20 protein-coding genes and 2 other RNA genes are annotated in these 22,750 nt (G+C 42.1%); 2 read left to right on the forward strand and 20 right to left on the reverse strand.

What is annotated here, in order from left to right; genetic code table 11:
- Nucleotides 1–132: 132 nt before the first annotated feature.
- The 15 genes from FAY33_RS02520 to FAY33_RS02585 all read right to left on the reverse strand — a co-directional run bounded on the left by FAY33_RS02520 (nucleotide 133) and on the right by FAY33_RS02585 (nucleotide 16,318).
- Nucleotides 133–1,239: an ABC transporter substrate-binding protein gene (locus FAY33_RS02520; protein ID WP_243126573.1), complete on the reverse strand. Its 1,107-nt coding sequence runs from the start codon at nucleotides 1,237–1,239 to the stop codon at nucleotides 133–135.
- Nucleotides 1,240–1,256: 17 nt separating this feature from the next.
- A complete protein-coding gene (locus tag FAY33_RS19855) occupies nucleotides 1,257–1,508 on the reverse strand; it encodes a hypothetical protein (RefSeq protein ID WP_243126538.1) in 252 nt (83 codons plus the stop codon).
- A gap of 396 nt (nucleotides 1,509–1,904) precedes the next feature.
- Nucleotides 1,905–2,945, reverse strand: a complete 1,041-nt coding sequence (locus FAY33_RS02525; protein ID WP_143319182.1) for a LacI family DNA-binding transcriptional regulator — start codon at nucleotides 2,943–2,945, stop codon at nucleotides 1,905–1,907.
- A gap of 123 nt (nucleotides 2,946–3,068) precedes the next feature.
- An RNA gene (gene rnpB / locus FAY33_RS02530) (RNase P RNA component class A) lies at nucleotides 3,069–3,415 on the reverse strand.
- 47 nt (nucleotides 3,416–3,462) lie between these two features.
- Entirely contained in the window at nucleotides 3,463–5,124 is a 1,662-nt protein-coding gene (locus tag FAY33_RS02535) for a nucleoside kinase (protein WP_143319183.1), read from the reverse strand.
- An 11-nt stretch (nucleotides 5,125–5,135) separates the two neighbouring features.
- Entirely contained in the window at nucleotides 5,136–5,930 is a 795-nt protein-coding gene (locus FAY33_RS02540) for a Nif3-like dinuclear metal center hexameric protein (RefSeq protein WP_143319184.1), read from the reverse strand.
- Nucleotides 5,917–6,615 (reverse strand): class I SAM-dependent methyltransferase, encoded by a 699-nt coding sequence (locus tag FAY33_RS02545; protein ID WP_143319185.1) that lies wholly within the window; start codon nucleotides 6,613–6,615, stop codon nucleotides 5,917–5,919. Before FAY33_RS02545 ends, FAY33_RS02540 begins: the two co-directional genes overlap by 14 nt.
- Nucleotides 6,616–6,636: 21 nt before the next feature.
- On the reverse strand, nucleotides 6,637–7,842 hold the full coding sequence (rpoD, locus tag FAY33_RS02550; protein ID WP_243126539.1) for an RNA polymerase sigma factor RpoD: 1,206 nt from the start codon (nucleotides 7,840–7,842) through the stop codon (nucleotides 6,637–6,639).
- A 39-nt stretch (nucleotides 7,843–7,881) separates the two neighbouring features.
- Nucleotides 7,882–9,651, reverse strand: a complete 1,770-nt coding sequence (gene dnaG, locus FAY33_RS02555) for a DNA primase (protein WP_143319186.1) — start codon at nucleotides 9,649–9,651, stop codon at nucleotides 7,882–7,884.
- A gap of 36 nt (nucleotides 9,652–9,687) precedes the next feature.
- Nucleotides 9,688–10,698 (reverse strand): deoxyguanosinetriphosphate triphosphohydrolase, encoded by a 1,011-nt coding sequence (locus FAY33_RS02560; RefSeq protein WP_143319187.1) that lies wholly within the window; start codon nucleotides 10,696–10,698, stop codon nucleotides 9,688–9,690.
- Between the two features lie 89 nt (nucleotides 10,699–10,787).
- A complete protein-coding gene (locus FAY33_RS02565; RefSeq protein WP_143319188.1) occupies nucleotides 10,788–11,618 on the reverse strand; it encodes an AraC family transcriptional regulator in 831 nt (276 codons plus the stop codon).
- A 74-nt stretch (nucleotides 11,619–11,692) separates the two neighbouring features.
- Nucleotides 11,693–13,396 carry a S8 family peptidase gene (locus tag FAY33_RS02570; protein WP_143319189.1) on the reverse strand — a complete coding sequence of 568 codons (1,704 nt, stop codon included), beginning with the start codon at nucleotides 13,394–13,396 and terminating at the stop codon, nucleotides 11,693–11,695.
- A 53-nt stretch (nucleotides 13,397–13,449) separates the two neighbouring features.
- Nucleotides 13,450–15,720: a SpoIID/LytB domain-containing protein gene (locus FAY33_RS02575; protein WP_143319190.1), complete on the reverse strand. Its 2,271-nt coding sequence runs from the start codon at nucleotides 15,718–15,720 to the stop codon at nucleotides 13,450–13,452.
- Nucleotides 15,721–15,808: 88 nt separating this feature from the next.
- Nucleotides 15,809–15,987, reverse strand: a non-coding RNA gene (gene ssrS, locus FAY33_RS02580) — 6S RNA.
- Nucleotides 15,988–16,036: 49 nt separating this feature from the next.
- A complete protein-coding gene (locus tag FAY33_RS02585; RefSeq protein WP_143319191.1) occupies nucleotides 16,037–16,318 on the reverse strand; it encodes an HPr family phosphocarrier protein in 282 nt (93 codons plus the stop codon).
- A gap of 223 nt (nucleotides 16,319–16,541) precedes the next feature.
- Here FAY33_RS02585 and FAY33_RS02590 point away from each other — a divergent pair, with 223 nt between their 5' ends.
- Entirely contained in the window at nucleotides 16,542–17,507 is a 966-nt protein-coding gene (locus FAY33_RS02590; RefSeq protein ID WP_143319192.1) for a pectinesterase family protein, read from the forward strand.
- A gap of 43 nt (nucleotides 17,508–17,550) precedes the next feature.
- On the opposite strand, the gene FAY33_RS02595 is transcribed toward FAY33_RS02590, so the two are convergent.
- The 5 genes from FAY33_RS02595 to leuC all read right to left on the reverse strand — a co-directional run bounded on the left by FAY33_RS02595 (nucleotide 17,551) and on the right by leuC (nucleotide 21,693).
- Nucleotides 17,551–18,015: a YhcH/YjgK/YiaL family protein gene (locus FAY33_RS02595; RefSeq protein WP_143319193.1), complete on the reverse strand. Its 465-nt coding sequence runs from the start codon at nucleotides 18,013–18,015 to the stop codon at nucleotides 17,551–17,553.
- Between the two features lie 105 nt (nucleotides 18,016–18,120).
- Complete coding sequence (locus tag FAY33_RS02600) at nucleotides 18,121–19,008, reverse strand: cell wall hydrolase (protein ID WP_143319194.1); 888 nt, start codon at nucleotides 19,006–19,008, stop codon at nucleotides 18,121–18,123.
- A gap of 308 nt (nucleotides 19,009–19,316) precedes the next feature.
- Complete coding sequence (gene ybaK, locus FAY33_RS02605) at nucleotides 19,317–19,790, reverse strand: Cys-tRNA(Pro) deacylase (protein ID WP_143319195.1); 474 nt, start codon at nucleotides 19,788–19,790, stop codon at nucleotides 19,317–19,319.
- A gap of 135 nt (nucleotides 19,791–19,925) precedes the next feature.
- Complete coding sequence (gene leuD / locus FAY33_RS02610; protein WP_143319196.1) at nucleotides 19,926–20,414, reverse strand: 3-isopropylmalate dehydratase small subunit; 489 nt, start codon at nucleotides 20,412–20,414, stop codon at nucleotides 19,926–19,928.
- 13 nt (nucleotides 20,415–20,427) lie between these two features.
- Entirely contained in the window at nucleotides 20,428–21,693 is a 1,266-nt protein-coding gene (leuC, locus tag FAY33_RS02615; RefSeq protein ID WP_143319197.1) for a 3-isopropylmalate dehydratase large subunit, read from the reverse strand.
- Nucleotides 21,694–21,835: 142 nt separating this feature from the next.
- Between leuC and FAY33_RS02620 the strand changes: the two genes are divergently transcribed.
- Entirely contained in the window at nucleotides 21,836–22,735 is a 900-nt protein-coding gene (locus FAY33_RS02620; RefSeq protein WP_143319198.1) for a LysR family transcriptional regulator, read from the forward strand.
- Nucleotides 22,736–22,750: the final 15 nt, after the last annotated feature.

Below are 22,750 nucleotides of genomic sequence, written 5' to 3' on the forward strand. Positions count from 1 at the left end.
AAAATGCCATTATAAACTGGAACAATCCAAAACAATAACACGGTTAATACAAAAGGACAGAGAAACACATAAGGAGCAATCTTTTTTTTTAAAGAATTTTTTTCATTTTATATCCCTCTTTTTCAATACAAACTACTTTTCTTTAAATTCGTTATCCAAAGTTTCCTGGGATCTTTTCAGTGCTTCTGTTACATCTACTCCATCTTCAAAAATACTGTTAAGCGTTACATTGCAGAATTCATTATTAATAGAAGGGTATTTTTCATCCGTATACGCCTGCAATATGCCGATACTGTCCTTGGTTTTAAGCAGAGGATCAAAGGGCGCATTGGAAAAATACTGGATATACTGATTATCTGGATTCTGTGTCAGTTCTTCGTCTGTCCACACAGCCGTATTAACCGGATCAAAACCAAGAACATTCCAGACTTCCCTGTTGGATTCTTCTGAGAGATTAATAAAAGCCATAACCTCTGCCGCCAATTGCGCATGTTTACCTGATTTTATAATGGCTGTTCCAGTGCCTCCTCCTCCAATGGTTTTGACTTCCCCGTCATTTTCATTCCATACGGGCACATTGGCAATTGCAACCTGCTTCTTTAAATCACCGATATAATTGACGTATCTGGAAGTCTGCCAAAACGGCATGATCTGAACCGCATATTCCCCAGAGTTATAAAACGGATATGCCTCTTCATTGTCCGGCTGCCCTCCGGGAATGGTGGCAAATGCTCCAGTCTGCTGCATTCCTTTTATGTACTCCAGAACTTCTGTCATCTCTTTGCTGGTCAGATTAAGCCTGCCATCCGGATCAATATAATCTCCTCCTTTTTGTGCCAGCATAAGATTCACCATCCACTGAGCCGACGTCTCCACACAGGAGAAGTATTTTCCCGTAACTTCATGATACTTTACACCCGCTTCTTTAAACTGATCCCAGATTTTTATCTCCTTATAATCAATTCCGGCTTCTTTTAACAGCGTTTCATTATAAAAAGCCACCGTAGTTCCCACATGAGTCGGCAGCCCATATTCTTTCTCAGCCTTGGTATAGATGTCCAATCTTGATTTTACAATATTTTCTCTATATGGATCTAGGCTATTGTTCAGCTCCATAAGACCAATGTTTCCAACCATAAATGCCGGAAACTTTCCAAGCTCAATATCCACCACATCCGGTGCTCCCTCTCCCGATTCCAGAGCAAGAGATAATTTGTTGTGCATATCATCATAAGGCATGTTACTCAAAACCAGTTTCACCTTTTTATCCGGATGGGCTTCATTCCATTTTCAGCCATTGCAACATAAAAATCCTGATGAAGTTCGATGAACGTCCAGACATTTAATTCTGTCACATCATCCCCTCCCACTTCCATGGATTTCTTTCCGGCGGATGACACGCCTTTATTGGAAACAGCCGCATCCTCTGATTTTCCATTGCCGCAACCAACCATTACCGATGCAGTCAGCCCCATACACAGTAAAAATGCTAATCCCCATTTTTTCATTTATAAACCTTCCTTTCCCCAATCACTCTACCAATCCAGATCCGTATAATCCGGATGTTTTCTTTTCTGCTTCATCCTCCTTCCTTCTTAGGTTAAACGTTTAATATGCTATATAAATATTCTGATTATTGATTGTATATTCTGATATTTTGATCGTCATTATCACTATTAAAAGCTGTAATAATTGTATAATATCACACACTTTTTATTATGTAAAGTATATATGCACAATACAGTTGTAGTTTTAATCGTTTAACAATGTAGACTTTTCACATATATTGTAATAATTTGTAGCATAGTCACATGGATGCTTTTTCCTTCTTCCCATTAAAAAAGCAGGGAGGTTATCTGGCAAAATCCAGCTACTCCCCTGCTCTAATTATATTCATTGATTCATTATGTAATGTCTTTTACTGATTCCCGGACAAGCCGCTGGCATTCCACGTAGCAGACATTCTCAGAATCCGCATCCACACTGCCACCTTTTAAAAGCTCAATCATCAGCTGGCTGGCTTTATATCCGATATCATGAAGAGGAAGGCGGATGGTAGTAAGAGGAGGACGATAATATGCGGACAGTTCCCGATCATCGTATCCAGCCAAAGAAATATCTTTCCCTGCTTTAAGCCCCAATTCCTCCATTCTGTCATAAACTCCGCCAGCCATCAAATCATTCATGCAAAAAATTGCGGTTACTTCTTTTTTCAAAAGCAGATCTGTGCACCGGTATCCAGACTCTCTGCTCCAATCTCCTTCTGCTATCAGTCCGGGATCATATAAAATCCGGTTTTGAAAAAGAACCTGCTGATATCCAATCAGCCTTGCCTGGGAATGCAGACTATCCGTTTTTCCTGTTATTACACCGATTCTTCTATGGCCCTGTTCCACCAGATATGTGAGTATCTCCGATGCGCCATGAACATCATCGACAACAACAGAGGGAATCTTATTGCTTTTGGAATATCCATAAGCCATGACTGCAGGAATCGGCAGTGTTTCAGGGATACAGCGAATCACCCGTTCATGAGCTGCAACATAGATAATCCCTTCCACCTGTTTCTCCATCAGTTTTTTAATCTCAAGCCTGACTTGTTCATAATACCCTTCCTGATCGTAATAGGTATCATTGTACTTTTTAAATAATCTTAAATTTGTCAGCAGAATCTGATACTCCTGTTCCTGACAATAGTGGGTAACCCCATCAATGATATCTGGAATGCTGAATATGGTCATATCCTCTGCAATAACACCAATGCTTCTTGTCTTTTGGAGCTTTAAATTTTTTGCAACAATATTGGGAGTATAATCCAGCTTTTCAGCCATCTCCAATACCATCTTTCTCGTCTTCTCGCTTGCCCCAGGTTTATGATTCAATATATTCGATACTGTGGCAACGGATACACCGCAGCATTTTGCCAGTTCTTTTATTGTCGCCATGGTCTGCCTCCAGATGCTTTTCTATTAATTAACTCAGATTTTCTTCTGATTGTCAAGAGCATAAAAAAGGTCATGAGAGGAAAATCCCATGACCTTTATAATGTCTGATATGAAAATTTTAATGTTCTGAGTAAGACGATAAGCCGGGTTATGTCATTGAATGGCCATCTATCTAGGCCTGCCGTCACCAGCAGGCTCAAGCGACCTACCCGGGAGCAGACGGGCAGCCTTATGCTCCCTGTTCGGTCTTGCTTCGGATGGGGTTTACATGGCCTCTCCTGTTACCAGGAGAGCGGTGGTCTCTTACACCACCTTTCCACCCTTACCGCATAAAGCGGCGGTATATTTCTGTTGCACTTTCCCTGGAGTCACCTCCGCCAGACGTTATCTGGCATCCTTGCCCTGCGAAGCCCGGACTTTCCTCACCTGCAGCCTTTCGGCTCAGCAGCTGCGACCATTTGTCTTACTCAAAACTATAATAGCTTATCACATATTTTTAACTTTGTAAAGCAATACCTTAAACCCTGAAACAACTTCCTCCAATAAATTCACGGACAATGGAGTTGCGTGGAATGTCTTCGCTGTTTACCCCAAGAAAATAATCCAGGAATTTCAAAAGCCGTTTTGCTTCCATATATTCCGGTGACTCTCTTGGAATTCCAAAAAGCAGAGGCTCTGCAAACTGTTTAAGAACCGCAAGTTCATAAACAGTAGCCGAATTAAACATCATATCTGCCGACTCCTGGAAAGGAAAGATATAGGATTCTTCTCCATGGCGGACTCCCGGCCACATCCGGATGGTATCCTGGGCAGAAGCGCCTCGTGTTCTGGCATCTCTTACCATTCTGCGGATCAGACGGCAGTCTGTGGTAGGAATCCGGTTGTGCTCATCAATATTAAGCTGAGTCAAAGCGCTCACATAAACTTTAAATTTACTTTCTTCCGGAAGGGAATAAGACAGCTTGTCATTGAGACAATGAATTCCTTCAATCACCAGGATATCATCTTTTCCAAGTTTCAAATAATCTCCATGGTATTCCCTGACACCTGTTTTAAACTGATATCTGGGCATTTCCACAGTCTTTCCTGCAAGAAGATCGACCATATCCTTATTAAACTGCTTAATATCCAGACTTTCCAATACCTCAAAATTGTAGCTTCCATCGGGATTTTTCGGACTGTCCACCCGGTTTACAAAATAATCGTCTGCTGCAATTGGGTGAGGAATCATTCCCATTGCCTTTAACTGCACCGATAAGCGATGGGAGAATGTAGTTTTTCCAGAAGATGACGGACCTGCAATCATAACGAACTTCTTACTTTTATCGGAACCAATCCGTTCCGCAATTTCCGCAATTTTCTTCTCCTGAAGTGCTTCCTGAATCAGGATTAAATCACTAATATTGCCTTCTGCAATCTTTTCATTGAGCGCACCTACATGGGAAACATGAAGCCGTTCTCCCCACTTCACACTTTCTTTTAATACCTGGTAAAGTTTATGCTTTTTTTCCACTTCAAAGGGAGGAATCTCTTTTGGTTTTTCTTTGGTGGGAAGCATCAGCATAAATCCTTCATCAAACAAAATCAGATCAAACACTTTAATATAACCGGTATTCTGTACCATGTATCCATAGTAATAATCTTCAAAACTGCCGATGCTGTAAATATTGACCCGGGAAACCCGGCGATAACGGAACAGACGTTCCTTGTCATACATCCGGTGCTTATGAAACAGATCAATCGCATCGTCTGTATTCTCACTTCTCTTCATAATGGGGATTTCCTGACTTACATATTCTTTCATCCGTTTTTTTACCCGTTCTATCAATTCCTCTGTCAGAACAAACTCCCCATGGGGTTCAATATAATATCCCTTGCCAATTGTAAAATCAACCGTTACCTTTTCCACCTTTTCTGTACCAACCACATCATAAAACGCTTTCATCATAAGAAAGATCGCACTTCGATGATAGGTCCGTATTCCAGGCTGGTCATTGGCTGTGAAAAAATGAAGATTGCAGTCAAACTGAACCGTCTTATGAAGTTCTCGCAACTTACCGTTTACGCTGACCAGCAAAATATCATTTTCATATTGGGGCTGATATTCCCATGCTATCTCCTGATAGGTGGTTCCTAAAGGGTATTCCTTTGCAATTCCCTGAATCGTAACAATTGCCATATGCTGCCTCCTTATATCAATGTCTGAGGAAATAGGACACCAGCCTTTTTAATGGTCAATGATGTGACCTGATTCTTTAAATAATTCTCCATAAAATCAAGAAAAAGGTATTCCAGCCCATAATGACCGGCATCAATCACTGCCATATGGCTGGCTGCCGCATCAATCCCGCTGTGATGCCCTATATCTCCTGTTATAAGCACCTGTGCTCCTGCTTCTAAAGCAGGAGCAATCATGCTTTCTCCTGATCCGGGGCTGATAGCCACAAAATCAACAGCCCCTTCCAGAGCACTCTCTCCATATATAGTAACAAACGGAAGAGCAAACCGCTCTTTCACGAAACCAGCCAACTCCCGTATTGTCATTTTCTTTTTTAAAAATCCGGTTCTGCCAATGCCGTAGGCATTCTCACCCAATGTGCCTTCCAGTTCTAAAATGTTTGTTCCTGTCAGGTCCAGCTTTTTTGCCGCTGCGTCTGCCATGCAGCCAGGGGCAGAATCAAAGTTGGTATGCATGGCATAGCAGGATATATCATTTGCAACCAGTTTTAAAACCCGTCTTCCTATGAAATCGGTATCACTGATCTTCTTTAATGGTTTAAAAATCAGTGGATGATGAGTGATGAGCATATCAGCTTCCCACAGGATTGCTTCTTCTATGATTTCATCGGTGGCATCCACTGCAAGAAAGACTTTTTTCACTTCCTTATTGCATCTTCCTGCCAAAAGCCCTACATTATCCCAGTCACATGCACAGTTTAAGGGCGCCAGATGTTCCAGTTCTTTCATTAAATCATCGCATCTCATCTTGTGCCTCCTTATTCCATGACAGCTCTTTTTCAAGCTCTGCTATTCTCTTTTTTGCTGACTCACTGTCTTTTACAGTAAGTTCTCTGAGAATGGTGTTTATCTGTTCTTCTTCTTTTTCTAAATACTCTTTCAGCACCGAATCTTTTGATCTGAGTAAATCAGATCCATACCGATATGAAATTTCCCTGTCATCTGAGGTCAGCCCTTGTCTTCTCACTGCCCCCATCACAATATAGTATTTTCCATCTTCCTTTATCATAATCTCCTGTTCCACGGAAAATGACTGTTCCATCAGAAACTTTCTCATCTTATGAAGTTCGGACTGAGGGGAGAATACCCAATAAGGAATGTGATCCCATAGTCTTTTTCCCTGCTCCAGAATATGTATCATCAATTCCCCGCCCATTCCGGCAATGACGACACAGTCTGCTTCATCTTTTTCTAACATTAAAAGTCCGTCGCTTAAACGGACTTCAATGGCTTCAGTAAGGCCAGCTTCTTCAATATGGGACCTGGCCCTTAAAAGAGGTCCAGGTCTTACATCCATGGCAATGGCGTGTTTCGCCTTTTTTTCCTGCACCAGATGAATGGGAATATATCCATGATCGGTTCCAACATCAGCAATCCGGCTTCCTTCCGGCACAAATGAAGCGATGGTTTCCAAACGCTTTGATAATTTCATCCTGAACTCCGCCTTGTATCTTTAATCATCCAGATAATCTTTCAATTTCTTGCTTCTGCTGGGATGGCGCAGTTTACGCAATGCTTTTGCTTCTATCTGTCGTATTCGTTCTCTTGTAACATTAAATTCTTTTCCAACTTCTTCTAAAGTCCTGGGTCTGCCGTCATCAAGTCCGAAGCGCAGTTTAAGCACCTTTTGTTCTCTTTCTGTAAGCGTGTCCAGCACTTCCATCAACTGTTCATGAAGCATGGTAAAGGTGGCTGCATCAGCAGGAACCATCACCTGGTCATCCTGGATAAAATCACCCAGGTGACTGTCTTCTTCCTCTCCAATTGGTGTCTCTAAGGAAACAGGTTCCTGAGATACTTTCATGATTTCTCTGACACGTTCCACCGGCATATCTGCCCTGGCAGCAACTTCCTCGGGCACCGGTTCCCGTCCAAGCTCCTGTAAAAGCTGTCTGGAAACCCGAACCAGACGGTTAATGGTTTCCACCATATGGACCGGAATCCGAATCGTACGCGCCTGATCCGCAATGGCTCTTGTAATTGCCTGTCTGATCCACCAGGTTGCATAGGTACTGAATTTATAACCTTTTCTGTAGTCAAACTTCTCTACAGCCTTAATAAGACCAAGATTGCCTTCCTGGATCAGATCCAGAAACTGCATTCCCCGCCCCACATAACGTTTTGCAATGCTGACAACCAGACGAAGGTTTGCCTCTGTCAGCTTTTGCTTTGAAATATCATTGCCCAGTTCTATATTCTTGGCAAGCTCAATCTCGTCTTCGCTGGAAAGAAGAGGAACTTTTCCAATTTCTTTCAGATACATTCGGACAGGGTCTTCTACACTGACGCCTTCAGGAACAGATAAGTCGATACTTTCCATATCAATCTCTTCCTCTTCCTCAATATCCTCCTCCACAAAAAGGTCTTCATCAAGTTCTAATTCTTCCGCATTGATCTGAAGAACATCCACTTTATTCGAATCCAGAAAATCAAAGATCTGATCCAGCTTGTCCGAATCCGGCTTATCTTCAGCAAAGAAATCAAGAATCTCCTGATTCTCCAGCACATTCCGTTTCTTTTTTGCCAGCAGCAAAAGCTTTCCTAACTTTTCCTCAAATTCCGCAGCTAATTCTTCTGTCTTCTTTTCTGTAATCTGCTCCTCTTCGGTTTTTCCTGACCCCACCATCTTATCTGCTGTCTTCTTCACATTTTCGTCCATGTTTTTCCATCCTTCCACAGCCTGCCTATAGTGTACACCCTAATCAAGCGAAATATGCAAATCCTTTAATGCAGCCTGTTCCTTTATAATTCTTTGCAGTTCTTCAATTCCTTCTGCACGACGGCTTGCATGATCCAGACTGTTCTTCTTCACTTTCATAATCGTTTCCGAAAACGCTTTTTTCTGTTCTTCATTATTCAGGGACTCTTTTAAGCTCGCATGAAAAAGACCTGCGACTGCCCGGTATTGATCATCGTCATTAATGAAATGATTTAAAATCTCAGCCGGATTTAAAGTTCCGGCAGCGTGTCCGTCAAAAACCATCCGTGCCACCTTATAATACAGTTCTTCTATAAAATCTTCCGGAGTAATTACCCCTTGAATCTTATCAAATAGTACCGGATCTTCAATCAGCCAGGTAAGAAGCAGCCTTTGAGACTGTTTCACCCCATCTTCCTTATCCTTCTTTTTCTGGCCCTTTAGACCTGTCTCCTCTCTGCGGTAAGACTGATTTACCGGTGATAGAGATGCTCCAAGTCGATTAACCAGACGTTTCAAATCTTCATAATTAATAAAATATTCTCTGGAAACGGCTTCCAGATAATTATCCCGCTCCAGTGCTTCCGGAAATTCCAGCAGTTTTTTTGCAACCTGATTATAAAATTCGGTCTTCTGTTCGGGATCATCCATCTGATAATTTTTTCTTAAAACCTGGATTTCAAACAGAAAACTGTTCTGGGCTTCTTCAATTCTCTGACGAAAGGCATCTGCTCCCATATTCTTAATGAATTCATCCGGGTCCTTATAAGGCTGCATATTCAGCACTTTTATAGATATCCCCGCCTCTTTTAAAATGGGAATTGCCCGCAGAGCTGCCTTGGTTCCTGCACCGTCGCTGTCATAGGTGAGAACAACTTTATCCGTGTATCGTTTTAAAAGCTGGGCATGCTGGGTTGTAAATGCCGTTCCAAGAGACGCCACCGCATTGGTGAATCCAGCCTGGTGCATGGCAATTACATCCATATAACCCTCACAAATCAATATGTACTTTTCCCTGGAGGTCCTGGCATAATTCAGCCCATATAAGTTACGGCTCTTATCGAAAAGTTTTGTCTCAGGGGAGTTTAGATACTTTGGCTCTCCGGCACCCATAACCCGTCCTCCAAATCCAATGACCCGGTTATTCACATCCATAATTGGAAACATAACCCGGTTCCAGAACTTATCATAAGTTCCCCGCTCTTCAATCGTTGCCAGACCTGTCTGTTTCAGTATATTATCATCGTAGCCTTTTCCCTTTAAGTACCGATACAGATCATCACTTGTTTTGTTGGAATACCCAAGACCGAAATGGACAATCGTTTCATCTGTCAACTGCCTGTCTTTTAAATACTGGTATCCGGCTTCTCCCTGAGGTTTTTTAAGCTGGTAATAGAAATAGCTGGCAGCCAGTTTATTAATATCCAGAAGGGTAGCTCTTAAATCTTCCTGTGCTTTTGCTTCTTTGCTGTACTCCGGCGCCGGAAGTTTCACACCAGCTCTGTCTGCTAATACTTTTAATGCTTCGAAAAAGGAGTAGTTTTCATATTCCATAACAAAAGTTATGGCATTGCCGCCTGCACCACAGCCAAAACAGTAATACATCTGCTTCCCCGGTGAAACGGAAAAAGAGGGGGACTTTTCATTATGAAAAGGACACAGACCAAAATAGTTACTGCCTTTTTTCTGCAGCTTCACATATCCTGAAATCACATCGACGATGTCATTTTTCATCCGGACTTCTTCAATTACATCTTCCGAATATCGCACGAAGCCTCACTCCTCCTTCCACAAACTCAATTCTGTTTAAATGGCTTTCCATGCTTTCGGAACAAACAATTTTTCAAATTTATCAATGGCATAGCTGTCGCTCATACCAGCAATATAATCACAGACCGCCCGTTCTTTACTGGCTCCATCTTTATCCTTAAAATAGCGGTATTCCTCCGGAAGTCTGTCAGGTTGATCCATATAATACTGGAACAGCATGACAATCAGATTCTGGGCTTTGCCTTCTTCCGCTTTTGGAATCTCATTTTTATAAACATTGTTAAACATCCAGGTTCGCAGTCCCTGCATGGCTTTTTCCATGTGAGGGGACATAATAATTTCATTCTTTCCAAGGCTGTTGCCAATAATGTCATGAATCAGATTATTCAGCCTTTCCCTGACGCTGTGTCCCAGCACATCTGTATAACATTCAGGAAGTTCCTCTTCCACAAACATCTTTGCCCGTATGGCATCGTCAATATCATGATTGATATAGGCAATCTTGTCAGACAAACGAACGATACAGCCTTCCAGCGTGGAAGGCTTACCACTGGTCCGGTGATTTAAGATTCCGTCTCTCACTTCCCATGTCAGATTCAGACCCATACCGCCTTTCTCCAATACTTCCACCACACGGACACTCTGTTTGTAATGTTCGAATCCTTCCTTACAGATCTTATTAAGAACCGCTTCCCCGGAGTGACCAAAAGGAGTATGTCCCAAATCGTGTCCCAGAGCAATGGCTTCTGTCAGATCCTCATTCATACGAAGAGATTTGGCAATGGTTCTGGCAATCTGAGATACTTCAAGAGTATGGGTCAGTCTGGTGCGGTAATGGTCGCCCTCCGGCGCCAGAAAAACCTGGGTCTTATGCTTTAATCTGCGAAATGCCTTGCAATGAATGATCCGGTCTCTGTCCCGCTGATAAGAAGTCCGGATATCACAGGCGTCTTCCATACGTTCCCTGCCTTTACTGTCCTTGCTCAAAGACGCATAAGGGCTTAAATATGCTTCTTCCCACTTTTCCGTGGATTCTCTGATATTCATTCACTCACATCCTTTGCCCAAAGTTATGTTACATTATATCATATTTTCTGTGATTTTAATACCCTATATTGAAATATTTGCAATTCATATCACCGGTTTCCGGATATGTTTTTTCTATAAGCGCTGGGCAGGCAGCCATACCGTTTTTTAAATGCTTTTGAAAAAGATCTGCTGTCCGGAAAACCATGATTCATGGCAATCTCGCCGATCTCATGATCGGTTCCTACCAATTCTCTGACCGCATATTTCACACGCAGGTCAATTAAGTAAGTGCGATAATTAACCTGCGCATATTTTTGAAAGATTCTGGATAAATAGGTGGGGCTGAATCCAAAGCGCCCTGCAACTTCCTCAAGCTTTAACTCCTGATCATAATTGTCCCGCATATACTGCGTAACATCAGAAAGCTTATCAAGCTGCTTTTTCTGCCTGATAACTTCTTTATCCATGGTTTCCGTCTTAAATTCTGTGACCAGAAGGTACAGCAATTCATAAAAACGGCTCTTTACCTGTAAGCGGTAACCATAATCCTGTTTTTCATAGATAGAAAACATGGAATTGACCAGATCTGTAAGCATCTTATTAGAAACTTCATCCTTTTTTTCAAAATTAATATATCCGTCTTCTCCCAGATATTCTTTAAACGTATCCCCAGGAATCTGTAATACCACCGTTGTGTTCGGTTCTGGACATGCAATGGAGTGAATCTCATTGGAATTCACCAATACAAAATCCTGTCTGCCAAGAGGTAAATGGCGGTTGTTAATATAAAAATCCATCCGGCCTTCCTGGACCAGGAATATCTCCACGGAATGATGCCAGTGTTTTGTGACCTTATAATTACCTTCTCTGCCTTCAAAGACAAATAATTTAAAAGGCAGATCATCATTTGGAATAATCAGTTCATACCGAACGTCCATCAGACACCTCCCGAAAAAGTTCTGCTCTTATTATAAATCATTTTCGATAAATTTCCAATGGATTTTCCAATATGCTACACCGGAAGACTGTCACTGACACATAAGACCCCATAACCCAGTTCCGGATTTGGATACTGCTCGATTCCAGGCAGTTTTCTTGTTCCCCGGATCAAATATGCCTTTACCTTTTCCCCGAATAAAAACGGATCTCTGCCGTCTACAATTCCCCACTGCATTAAAAGAGCAGAACTTCCTGTAACAAAAGGGGTTGCAAAAGAAGTTCCCGTAACCGTATCATATCCTCCTCCCGCTTTTGCAGCAATAATTCCTACTCCTGGCGCCGCCAGATCTGGTTTTACCTGATTGGTTCTTCTGGTATAGCCTCTTCCTGAGAAATCAGCATAAGACTGGAACGTGTCATCATAGGCACCTACAGAGATCACTTTTGCTGCGGTGGAAGGAATGGTCAGTGTGGTTTCCGGTGTTGCCCGCAAAAAACGGGTGGACTCATTTAGCACGCCTGCTGATGGAAGCCACAGATCATATTTCCCCTCTACAATCTGCCTTGGCGTCAGACGGAATTTCCAGATTCCGCTTTCTATGTAAGTATCAAGAGGGATGAAATCCATATAGATCTCCTGAGCCACACTGTAAGGTCCCGGTTTTCCGTAATACAGTAAAATCCGGGTATCCCTGTAATTAATGGTCTGGGGACCAAGCCGGCTGCTAATGGGACCAATCACTTCCCCGGAAGGTGTAATAATGCTGATGTCAAAAATATCTGCATACGATTTCCATAGCTGAACGCTGAAACTCTGCTGGTATCCACCCACACCTAATTCCACCTCTTCCGGTGCCGCCATGGTCAATGCACCGGAGATATGCCCGCCTGCCACACCTTCGTTGCCGGTTCCTGCTACAATTACAGTTCTTCCGTAATTGGAAATATCATCAAGAAATGTTTCTAAAAGGCTGGTACCGTCATGGGAACCGTAAGTATTTCCAAAACTCAGATTAATGGCAACCGGCATCTGCATCTCCACCGCTTCTCTCACCACAAAATTTACTGCTTTCATCAGCTCCGTTGTCCTGGGGAATCCGCCTTCCTGCGGTATGCCAAGTTTTACAACCAGGAGAGGACTTTCATAAGCAATTCCTCTGTACTGCCCTCTGTTCTCTCTGCCGTTTCCCGCCGCAATGGATGCAACGGCCGTTCCGTGACCGCTTATATCCACAGAAGGCACCAGCGCTCTTGCACCTGCCCGGCTTCCGGTTGCCAGTGCTTCGTTGATTTCCTCTGCCGTAAATACCCGGTCAAGAGTCTGGTCCCACAGCTTGACAATTCTTGTGGTTCCATCTTCATTACGAAAATCCTGATGGTAATAATCAATTCCAGAATCAATAACAGCCACCAAAACTCCTCTTCCATTGAGAATGCTTCTTCCCTGTTGGACCAAATTGACGCAAGAGGCCGCTTTTGCCTGGTTAATAGCAAAAAACAGCCTCTTTGGTTTTTCCACATATTCAATTTGCGGCAGACGGCTCAGGGTATCTATATAAGATTCCGGAACCCTTAATATAGCATATTCATTGAGCATAGGCTCTACCACAATTCCCACTGCCGAAAGCCCGCTTATGTCGCCGGAATATTTTACAATCACATCCCAGGCATTCTCTTCCGGAACATATCCTACATTTAAATTACCCGATTTCTCCCGCTCCTCAGGGGTGGAACTGAGGGCAAGATTCAGCAGATTCTCCAGCTTCTGATCCTGCATATGTTATTCCTGTGCTTTTTTATCATCCTACGCAGGAATCACCGATCTCATGACTATCCCTGATCCGCTTCTCTTACCTCTGCCCCGTTATAGAAAAACTTCAGAATATCTTCATAGGTTTTCCCTTCCTTTGCCATTGCCTGTGCCCCATTCTGGCTCATACCCACTCCATGTCCGTATCCTCCCCCGGAGATATGAAATGTTGTAATGTTTTTATCATCAACCCCAAGATTATCAATGGCAATGTAAGCGCTTGGCAGGGAATCAAAATTCTTCATTGTGCTTCCATCTTTTTTAGTGAGAACCATATATTTGTTCCCCAGCCTTGCTCTCACCTGACCTTCTCCGCTGATGGTCATCACACCTTCAGAACCTTCAACCCGAAGTTTTTTTACGATTCCACCAACCCCTCTTTCTGTAACGGTTATATTCAAAATAGAACCTACTTCTGTAATCTCTTCCTCCAACTGGCGGTTGGTCACCGTGGTCTCCCACCGGTACATGGGATAAGAAGAGTCATAGGAAGGATATTCTTTGTTCTTTATAAAAGTTTCAAAATCCCCATTGGTAGACAGATTCAACACACCTCTGTTATCCTGTAAAAGACTGCCATCCAGATAAGGGAAACGGGAAGGGTCGCCTCCCCAGATACTGCCGTCTGTGGTGTGACCGCAGGACGTGGAAAAATAAAATGCCTCTATAGGAGTCTGGTCATAAAATAATAATTTGCCATAGGTTTCCTGAACCGCTTCCTGGGTCTTTGACCCGGTAGGAAGATTATTATATACCTGGAACCTGGTACTGTCATCCACATGTGCGCCGTACCTGCTGTAGGAATTGCTCTGAATCTGGCGGTAAGCATAAGTCCTGGCACAAACAGCCTGGGCTTTTAACGCTTCTTTGTCATAACTGTTAGGCATCTCACTGGGCACCACTTTTGTCAGATAATCTTCCAGATACAGTTCATTGACAAGAAGAAGACCTTGCTGGTCTTTGCGAATCTCAATGGTTCCGTTATAGGACGGAGTCCCATAGGATCTGGTGATAGAATTAACAGCAATGGAATCTCCCGGCTCCACAGGTTCGGCAACTATTCTTCCGTCTTTCAGACGATCATCCGAAGGGGAAATAACAACCTCTGCTCCAGCAGGAAGTGAGACATTCCCATCTCCATAAGTCAACACAAGACCGCTTTTTGCAGACAGTGTCACTGACGGATGGAAAATCGACTGGAAATCAGAATTCATCAACAAAACCCTGATGCTCTTTGCATCAAATTCCCTTACCAGCAAAGCAGCACACAACTTCCCATGGGCTACAACAAAATCCTGAATGTCATAGCCTACCAGAACATCAGAAATGGATCGTTCTTCAAACTGTCCATACAGCCGGTATACTTTAAAGTCTTTATCCAGTTTCAGGTTTCCATAACCCTCAATTTCAATGGAATTATCTTTCACTGCCAATACTTTTCCGGAAATTCTTTTTTTCTTCATGGTGACTTTTAAAAGGGTTCCCTTTTTCATTGTCACATCCGCCAGATTATTGGCAAAATCCTCTGGCCGCCCCATGGAAGCATCGAAAGGCAGATTCCTTTCTACGGATCCCAGGTGCAGTAAAACTGTGCCAGGCTCTGCCGTTGTAAGCCAGACGTTTTTATATGTAACGGTATCTGTAACTGCCTCTCTCATGGCAATGATCTCATCGCCTCTGACCACCACTTTTACTTCCCAGTCAAGATAGGAATCCAGACTGATTCCTTCAAAACGATAATTCCCCTGGCTTGTGTAAGCCGTCCAGGGAGTCGCTGCGGGTATATTGGTAGGTGTACCATAAAGGAGAACATTCAAATCTTTTACATTGCCCTCTTTGTCAAGAGATTTTCTCAGTTCTTCATAAAGGTTCCACCACTGATCGGCAGATACCTGCTTATTCTTTTTCTTTTTCCCTGTTTTAAAATCTTTTCCCGAACCCGGAACCAAAGATTCCGCAAGGTTTCGTGCATCCTGGTAGGTCAGAAAGCCTTCTGCAGTTTCTTTTCTTGCAGGCACCTCTTTCTGATCCAAATAACCTTTTGCGTAAAGGTAACTCATATATTTTACATACCAGTTGTCCTTTTCCGTCTTAGAAAAATAATCCTGCTTTTGATCCGCCAGCGTCTTCTCACAACTTTCCCGGTCTATAAGAAGCAGAACTGCGGATTTATAAGCAAGTCCTCTTGATATTCCTTCCGGTTCCGGTTCATTAATCAAAATAATCACAATGAGAAACAAAACCAAAAGAGGAATTCCCACAATAAATCCAATAAATGTCTTTTTATTCATGTGCTCCTCTTAATCCATCCTATTTTCTTATACTCAATCATCCTCTGAGTAAAGTTAAAGCAGCGATCGCTCGCTGCTTTTTTTCTTTGGTAACCCCAAAATGCCGGTTCTTACTTATTGACGCCTAGCTTTGCTAGGTGGGCGACCTCACTCAGATTTCTGCCTTCCACTGCAATGGAGGCCTGACATCCATCTGAAAATATTGGAATCCCAAAAGTCATAATGTAGGTTCAAAAAAGGTAAGAGTATCGCACATTCCAGGAATTACATTCCATTACTTCTATGGCATTTAGTATACACCAATTTAATTTAATTTTCAAGTTCCTTTTGTTGTCAGTTTTGGATTTACATTTCTGCCCATCAGTCTGGCATGATCCACATAAAGTTCCAGGTGTTTTAAAAGAGGTTCACAGGAATCTTCCTGGATCATCAGCTCCAGTCCTTCAACTGTCGCCAAAGAGAGTACGGAAAGCAATGACTTTGCATTGACTATACTATCACCGCACACCAGTAATATGTGTTCTTTAAATTTACTGGCAATGGCAACAAATTCCAGAATGGAATCCATCCCCCAAAAGCCAATCTCCACCTTCCTCATCTTTCGTATCCTCCTGACTGGTTGATCTAGGGCGTGTAGATTGAATCAATGAGTTTTCAACCATGCCCTAACAGCAAAAAAATCTTTTATACAAGTAGAGACCTAGTATAGCATACCAGAAAATATTCTGCAAATCAAAAATCGTTTCTCTTGCAAATTTTCTATATATTGTTTATATTTATAATATGTTTTGCATTTTGTACACAAAGAAAGAAGGGACATTATGATACATATTTCACAGGATGGAACCGGAGATTTTAAAACCATTACAGATGCTTTGAATTCTCTTCCAAAAAACAACACAACCGAACAGATTCTTTATATTCATAAAGGGATTTATGAAGAACAGATTACAGTAAGCGTTCCATTTGTAACTTTTGAAGGAGAGGATGCCGATAATACGATCCTGTCTTATGGTCTTTATGCCAGAATGCTCATGGAAGACGGAGAAAAAAGAGGAACCTTCCGTACTTACTCCAGTCTCATTGACACACATGATTTCACAGCAAGAAATCTCACATTTGAAAACAGTGCGGGAAAAGGCACTGACGTGGGACAGGCACTTGCCCTTTATGCGGACGGGGACCGGCTGGTTTTTGAAAACTGCCGTCTTTTAGGAAATCAGGATACTCTGTTTACCGGACCTCTTCCGGAAAAAGAAATGCAGGTTAACGGATTTATCGGACCAAAACAGCATGATCCCAGAATCAATGGACGCCAGTATTACAAAAACTGTTATATTGAAGGAGATATTGACTTTATCTTTGGAAGTGCCACTGCATATTTTGAAAACTGCACATTTTTTTCTAAATACACTGGAAAAGAAATCAGCAGCTATGTTACTGCCGCTTCAACTCCAAAGGGACAGAAATACGGTTACGTTATGGATCACTGCCGTTTTGAAAGCAATTGCCCGCCTGATAACGCTTATCTTGGACGCCCATGGCGGGAATATGCAAAGACAGTTCTGATCCATTGCTTTATGGACGATCATATTTGTAAAGAGGGCTGGCATGACTGGGGAAAAGAAGCCGCTCATGAGCATAGCTTTTATGCAGAATATAAAAGTTATGGTCCCGGTGCAGTCATGGAGAAACGGCCGGACTGGATTCACCATTTAAAAAATGAAGATCTTCCCACCTACACAAAGGAAGCTGTGTTAGGCGGCAGTGATCACTGGAGACCATAAAAAAACAGGATTCGGTCACTCACTCTGGACCGAATCCTGTTTTTTAGTTTTCCCTGATCTTAACAATTACTTTTTTAATTGGTGCAGGCTCTCCAGCCGCTGCCTTTGGCTTATGACCATCCCATGGATTAAATATCATATATTCCCCGGCCTTTACAACTACCTTTAAGCCCGGATTTTCATTGTCGTAAAATACAACATCTTTTTCTTCGTTATAAGGTACTTTAACATTCAACTCTTCAACGGGTGCATATGTCATAGTCTCAGTACCGGATATCATATATTGAATATCGGAATAATCACGATGTGTCTCGTATTTTGCCTCTTCCCAGGGAAGGGTTGTATACTCAACTACGTTCGCATAAACATTCTTACCGTCAATCTCATACTTACCTGGTGCCAGGCTCTCTAAATCGGTATTCTTAAGAAAATCAATTGCTTTTGCATATCTTCCTTCTACTCCAAGGTTTCTGTAAAAATCAAGGTTCTTTGTTAAATCAAAAATCATAATATTACTCTCCTTTTGTGTATAATATCCTTCCAATACTGTCCTTTTTCAGGATTCAGCCAGACAACTATAGTATACACCTAAAGCGGAGATTTTCACAATGCTTTATTTGAAAAATTCGTGATTTTCATGCTGAAATAAATAAGTCAGTCTGGAATCAAACCAACGGACTGCTCCATTTTTTGATCCTCTCCGGTTCATAAAAAACAATGCACCTTCGGAATAATCCTCTCCTGACAAAGCCCGGTCAACACACTGCCTGGTATCCTCTGTCACTTTCACGGTATTGATTCTGCCGTTTGATACTGGGGAGAACTGGGAAGGGGAATAAACAACTCCTCTTACCGTATCCGGAAATTTACCGCTTTTCACACGGTTTAATATTACATTCGCTACAAGAATTTTACCCTTGTTATCGCATACCCCTGCCTCTGCCTGAACGATCTTTAAAAGGACCTGATAGTCATCCTGTGACACAGACATGGCATGGACCGCCTTTTCTTCTTCGGCCTTTCTGGCTGCCTCTTCTGCTGCTTTTCTTTGTTCTTCTGCTATTCTAGCCGCTTCTTCTGCCTGCCGTTTTGCCTCTTCTTCTTCAGCGATCTGGGTATGAACCAACTTGATACGGGCCTGGGATTCCTCTTCCAGCTCCTGTTTCTGAACAACCTCTTTAACCAGTAAGTTACCGGCTAACTGATGCGCTTGCATTCTGGCTTCGGTAAGCGTAATTTGTACTTTTGCTTGTGTAGCTGTTTCCTCTTCTTCAACCGTTTCTTCTTGTGTATCGGCGCCTGGAGCTGGCGTTTCAGCAAATGCCGTCAACGCATTTTTACCGCCGCTTCCAAATCCTGTCGAAGTAAACGCAACAACAGTAATGACAGCCGCTCCCGTCATAAAAACCGCAGACGAACGGTACATCTTCTTCGTGACTTTTACAGCCATTCCCCTGAAGAACTGACATATCTGTTGAAGGATAGAGCGTAGTGTAAGCATACATACTCCTCTTCTCTTATCTCACTTGCCATGACTGGGAGTTTATTTCCCAGCCGTTTCCGGGTGACAGCCGTAATTATAGAAGAAGCATGTTAAAAAAGTCAATGGGGATTTAACAATTTTGTGATATTTTAACTTTTGACTTTTTATGCGTTTTTATTTTTTAGAAGTATTGCACTATTTTTCATGCCATTTCAGCCTGTTTTATATGTTATTTTTCCTTTTACATTTTACAATAGTATTACATTTCTGTTAACTATTCACGTTTCCAAGAAAAGCCAGTCCACTGGTTTTATGTTTTATGTAAACTAATCCTGTGTTAATGATGCAAATTCACCTTTAATAAAGTCTATGAGAGTCTGTGGAGACACCATAATCTGCTGTCCCCTCATGCCTGCGCTGATCGCAATTTCAGAATAATCCAGAGCGGATTTATCTATAAATGTAGGAAAATGTTTTTTCATGCCGACTGGAGAACAGCCGCCTCTGATATATCCTGTAATTTTCTGCAGATCTTTCATGGGAATCATCTCTACTTTTTTATCGGAAGCAGCCTTTGCCGTTTTCTTTAAGTCCAGTTCCTTATCCACAGGAATGCAGCAGACAAGAAACCCTGTTTTTTCTCCTTTTAATACAAGCGTTTTAAAAACGCTGCCATGATCCACTCCCATCATATCCGCCGCATGACTTCCAGATAAGTCATGTTCGTCTACCTCATATTCCCCGGTATGATAAAAAATACCTGCTTTGTCAAGAATTCTCATTGCATTTGTTTTAACCATAAATTTACACTCCCTGTATTTTTTTCTAATTATAATACTGTTTTTCTATAATTTCAATGACAAGGAGGAAAGGAGTCCATAAACATCAGATACAAAATCTGACATTTACGGACTCCTTTTCCATGGAAAATACATCTATTTCTTCTTATTAATATAGGGAAACAATCCACCTGCTGAAATTATCTCCTGCATAAAGGGAGGAAACGCCTGACCTTCAAAGGTTTCCCCTGTAGTCTTATTGGTAATGATTCCGCTGTCAAAATCCACCGCCACCTCATCACCTGCTTTAATTGCCCTTGCCGCCTCAGGACACTCTATAATAGGAAGTCCAATGTTGATTGCATTGCGATAAAAAATCCTTGCAAATGTTTCGGCAATTACGCAACTCACTCCCGCACATTTGATCACAAGCGGAGCATGCTCCCTGGAAGAACCACATCCAAAGTTCTTATTTGCGACAATAATATCACCTTTTTTAACAGTTTTTATAAAATCTTTGTCAATATCTTCCATGCAGTGCTTTGCCAGTTCATTCCCGTCTGTAATATTCAAATACCGTGCCGGTATAATAACATCCGTATCCACATTATCCCCATACTTAAAAACAGATCCATGTGCATTCATCTCTGCATTCCTCCTATAATCCTAATTCTTCCGGTGCTGAAATATGACCGGTCACTGCACTTGCAGCCGCCACTGCAGGACTTGATAAGTACACTTCTGATCCCACATGTCCCATGCGCCCTACAAAATTCCGGTTTGTGGTAGAGATACATCTCTCCCCATCTGCAAGAATTCCCATATAACCGCCAAGACAGGGACCACAGGTCGGTGTGCTGACTACTGCTCCCGCCTCAATAAATATCTCTAAAAGCCCTTCCTTCATGGACTGCAGATAGATCTCCTGTGTGGCAGGAATAACGATACAGCGCACATTCTTTGCAACTTTATGCCCTTTTAATATGGCTGCTGCAATCCGCATATCTTCCAGCCGTCCATTGGTACAGGAACCGATCACTGCCTGATCCACCCTTATCTCATCAAAGGTGCCAAAGGTTCTGGTATTTTCAGGAAGGTGGGGGAATGAAATAGTTGGTTCTAACTTTGACAAATCTATGGTGTACACTTTTTCATATTCCGCATCTTCATCCGCTTCATAAACTTTAAAATCCCGTTTGGAATGATCCTTTATATATTCAACCGTTAATTCATCCACTGGGAAAATTCCATTTTTACCACCGGCCTCTATTGCCATATTTGAAATGGTAAAACGATCATCCATGGAAAGATGTCTGATTCCCTCGCCGGAAAACTCCATGGACTTATAAAGTGCACCATCCACGCCGATCATGCCTATAATATGAAGAATTACATCTTTTCCTCCAACCCATTTCGACGGTTTTCCTACCAGTTCGAATTTAATTGCAGATGGAACTTTAAACCAGGCTTTTCCAGTGACCATACCTGCTGCCATGTCTGTACTTCCCACTCCTGTGGAAAAAGCCCCCAGTGCTCCGTAAGTACAGGTATGGGAATCCGCTCCAATCACCACATCTCCGGCAACTACCAGACCTTTTTCCGGAAGAAGGGCATGTTCAATTCCCATCTGGCCAACATCAAAATAATTGGTAATGTCATGGGTACCTGCAAAGTCACGGCAGCATTTGCAGTTTTCTGCAGACTTAATGTCTTTATTCGGAATAAAATGATCCATGACCAGAGCAATCTTATCTTTATCAAAAACGGATTCCTTCTGGAACTTTTCCATCTCTTTAATTGCAACTGGCGACGTAATATCATTACCCAAAACCAGGTCTAAATTCGCTTCAATTAACTGTCCAGCTTTCACCTCTGAAAGCCCCGCATGAGCCGCCAGAATTTTCTGGGTCATCGTCATTCCCATAGTCTGATCCTCCTGTTGGTTCCTTAGAATGAACCTCTGTTATTTTACTGCTTTACATTCTAACATACTTATTGATATAATAGAAATACATAATATGAATATTTACTATAATAGTTAGTTATAGGATGAGAGGGAAAGGAACATGGAACAAAATTTATCCCAGTACAAAATCTTTTATGAAGTTGCCAAGGCTGGCAACATCTCCAAAGCAGCAAAAGAATTATACATCAGCCAGCCGGCTATCAGCAAATCCATTAGCAAGCTGGAAGGAAATCTGGGTGTCTCTCTTTTTACCAGAAACTCCAGAGGGGTACAGCTTACAGAAGAGGGCAAGCTGCTGTTTATTCACACAAAGTCAGCATTCGAAGCCCTGGCACAGGGTGAACAGGAATTAAAGCGTATCAAAGATTTTCACATTGGACACTTGAGAATTGGTGTGAGCAATACTCTCTGTAAATATATTTTGCTTCCTTATCTAAAGGGCTTCATTGAGAAATACCCTCACATTAAAATTACCATTGAAAGCCAGTCAACTGCTCAGACAGTCACCATGCTGGAGCAACAGAGAATTGACCTTGGTCTGATTGCAGAACCATCTAACCGACGCCCCCTTTCCTTCACTCCTGTCATGGAGATTCAGGATTCCTTTGTTGCAACAAAGTCCTATCTTGATAATCTTTATTTGAGAGAGGGAAAGGATGCAGATCTGTTTCAAACCGGGAATATCCTTCTGCTAGACAGAAACAATATGACCAGAAAATACATTGATGAATATCTCAATGAAAATCAGATTGTTCCCAATCAGATTCTGGAAGTTACCACCATGGACATGCTTATTGAATTTGCTAAGATCGGCATGGGAATCGGCTGTGTGATAAAAGATTTTGTTCAGAACGAACTGGATCAGAAAAAACTGATTTTAGTGCCTGTTAAAACAGAGATCCAAAAAAGAACTGTAGGATTTGCTTATAATTCCGGCACAATGTCAACGGCAATGGAGAATTTCTTCGATGCCATGAAGGTAGAAATCAAAAGATCATAAATAAAAAGCAGGAAA

The organism is Clostridium sp. HBUAS56010 (assembly GCF_007115105.1).
Taxonomy (GTDB): Bacteria; Bacillota; Clostridia; order Lachnospirales; family Lachnospiraceae; genus Lacrimispora.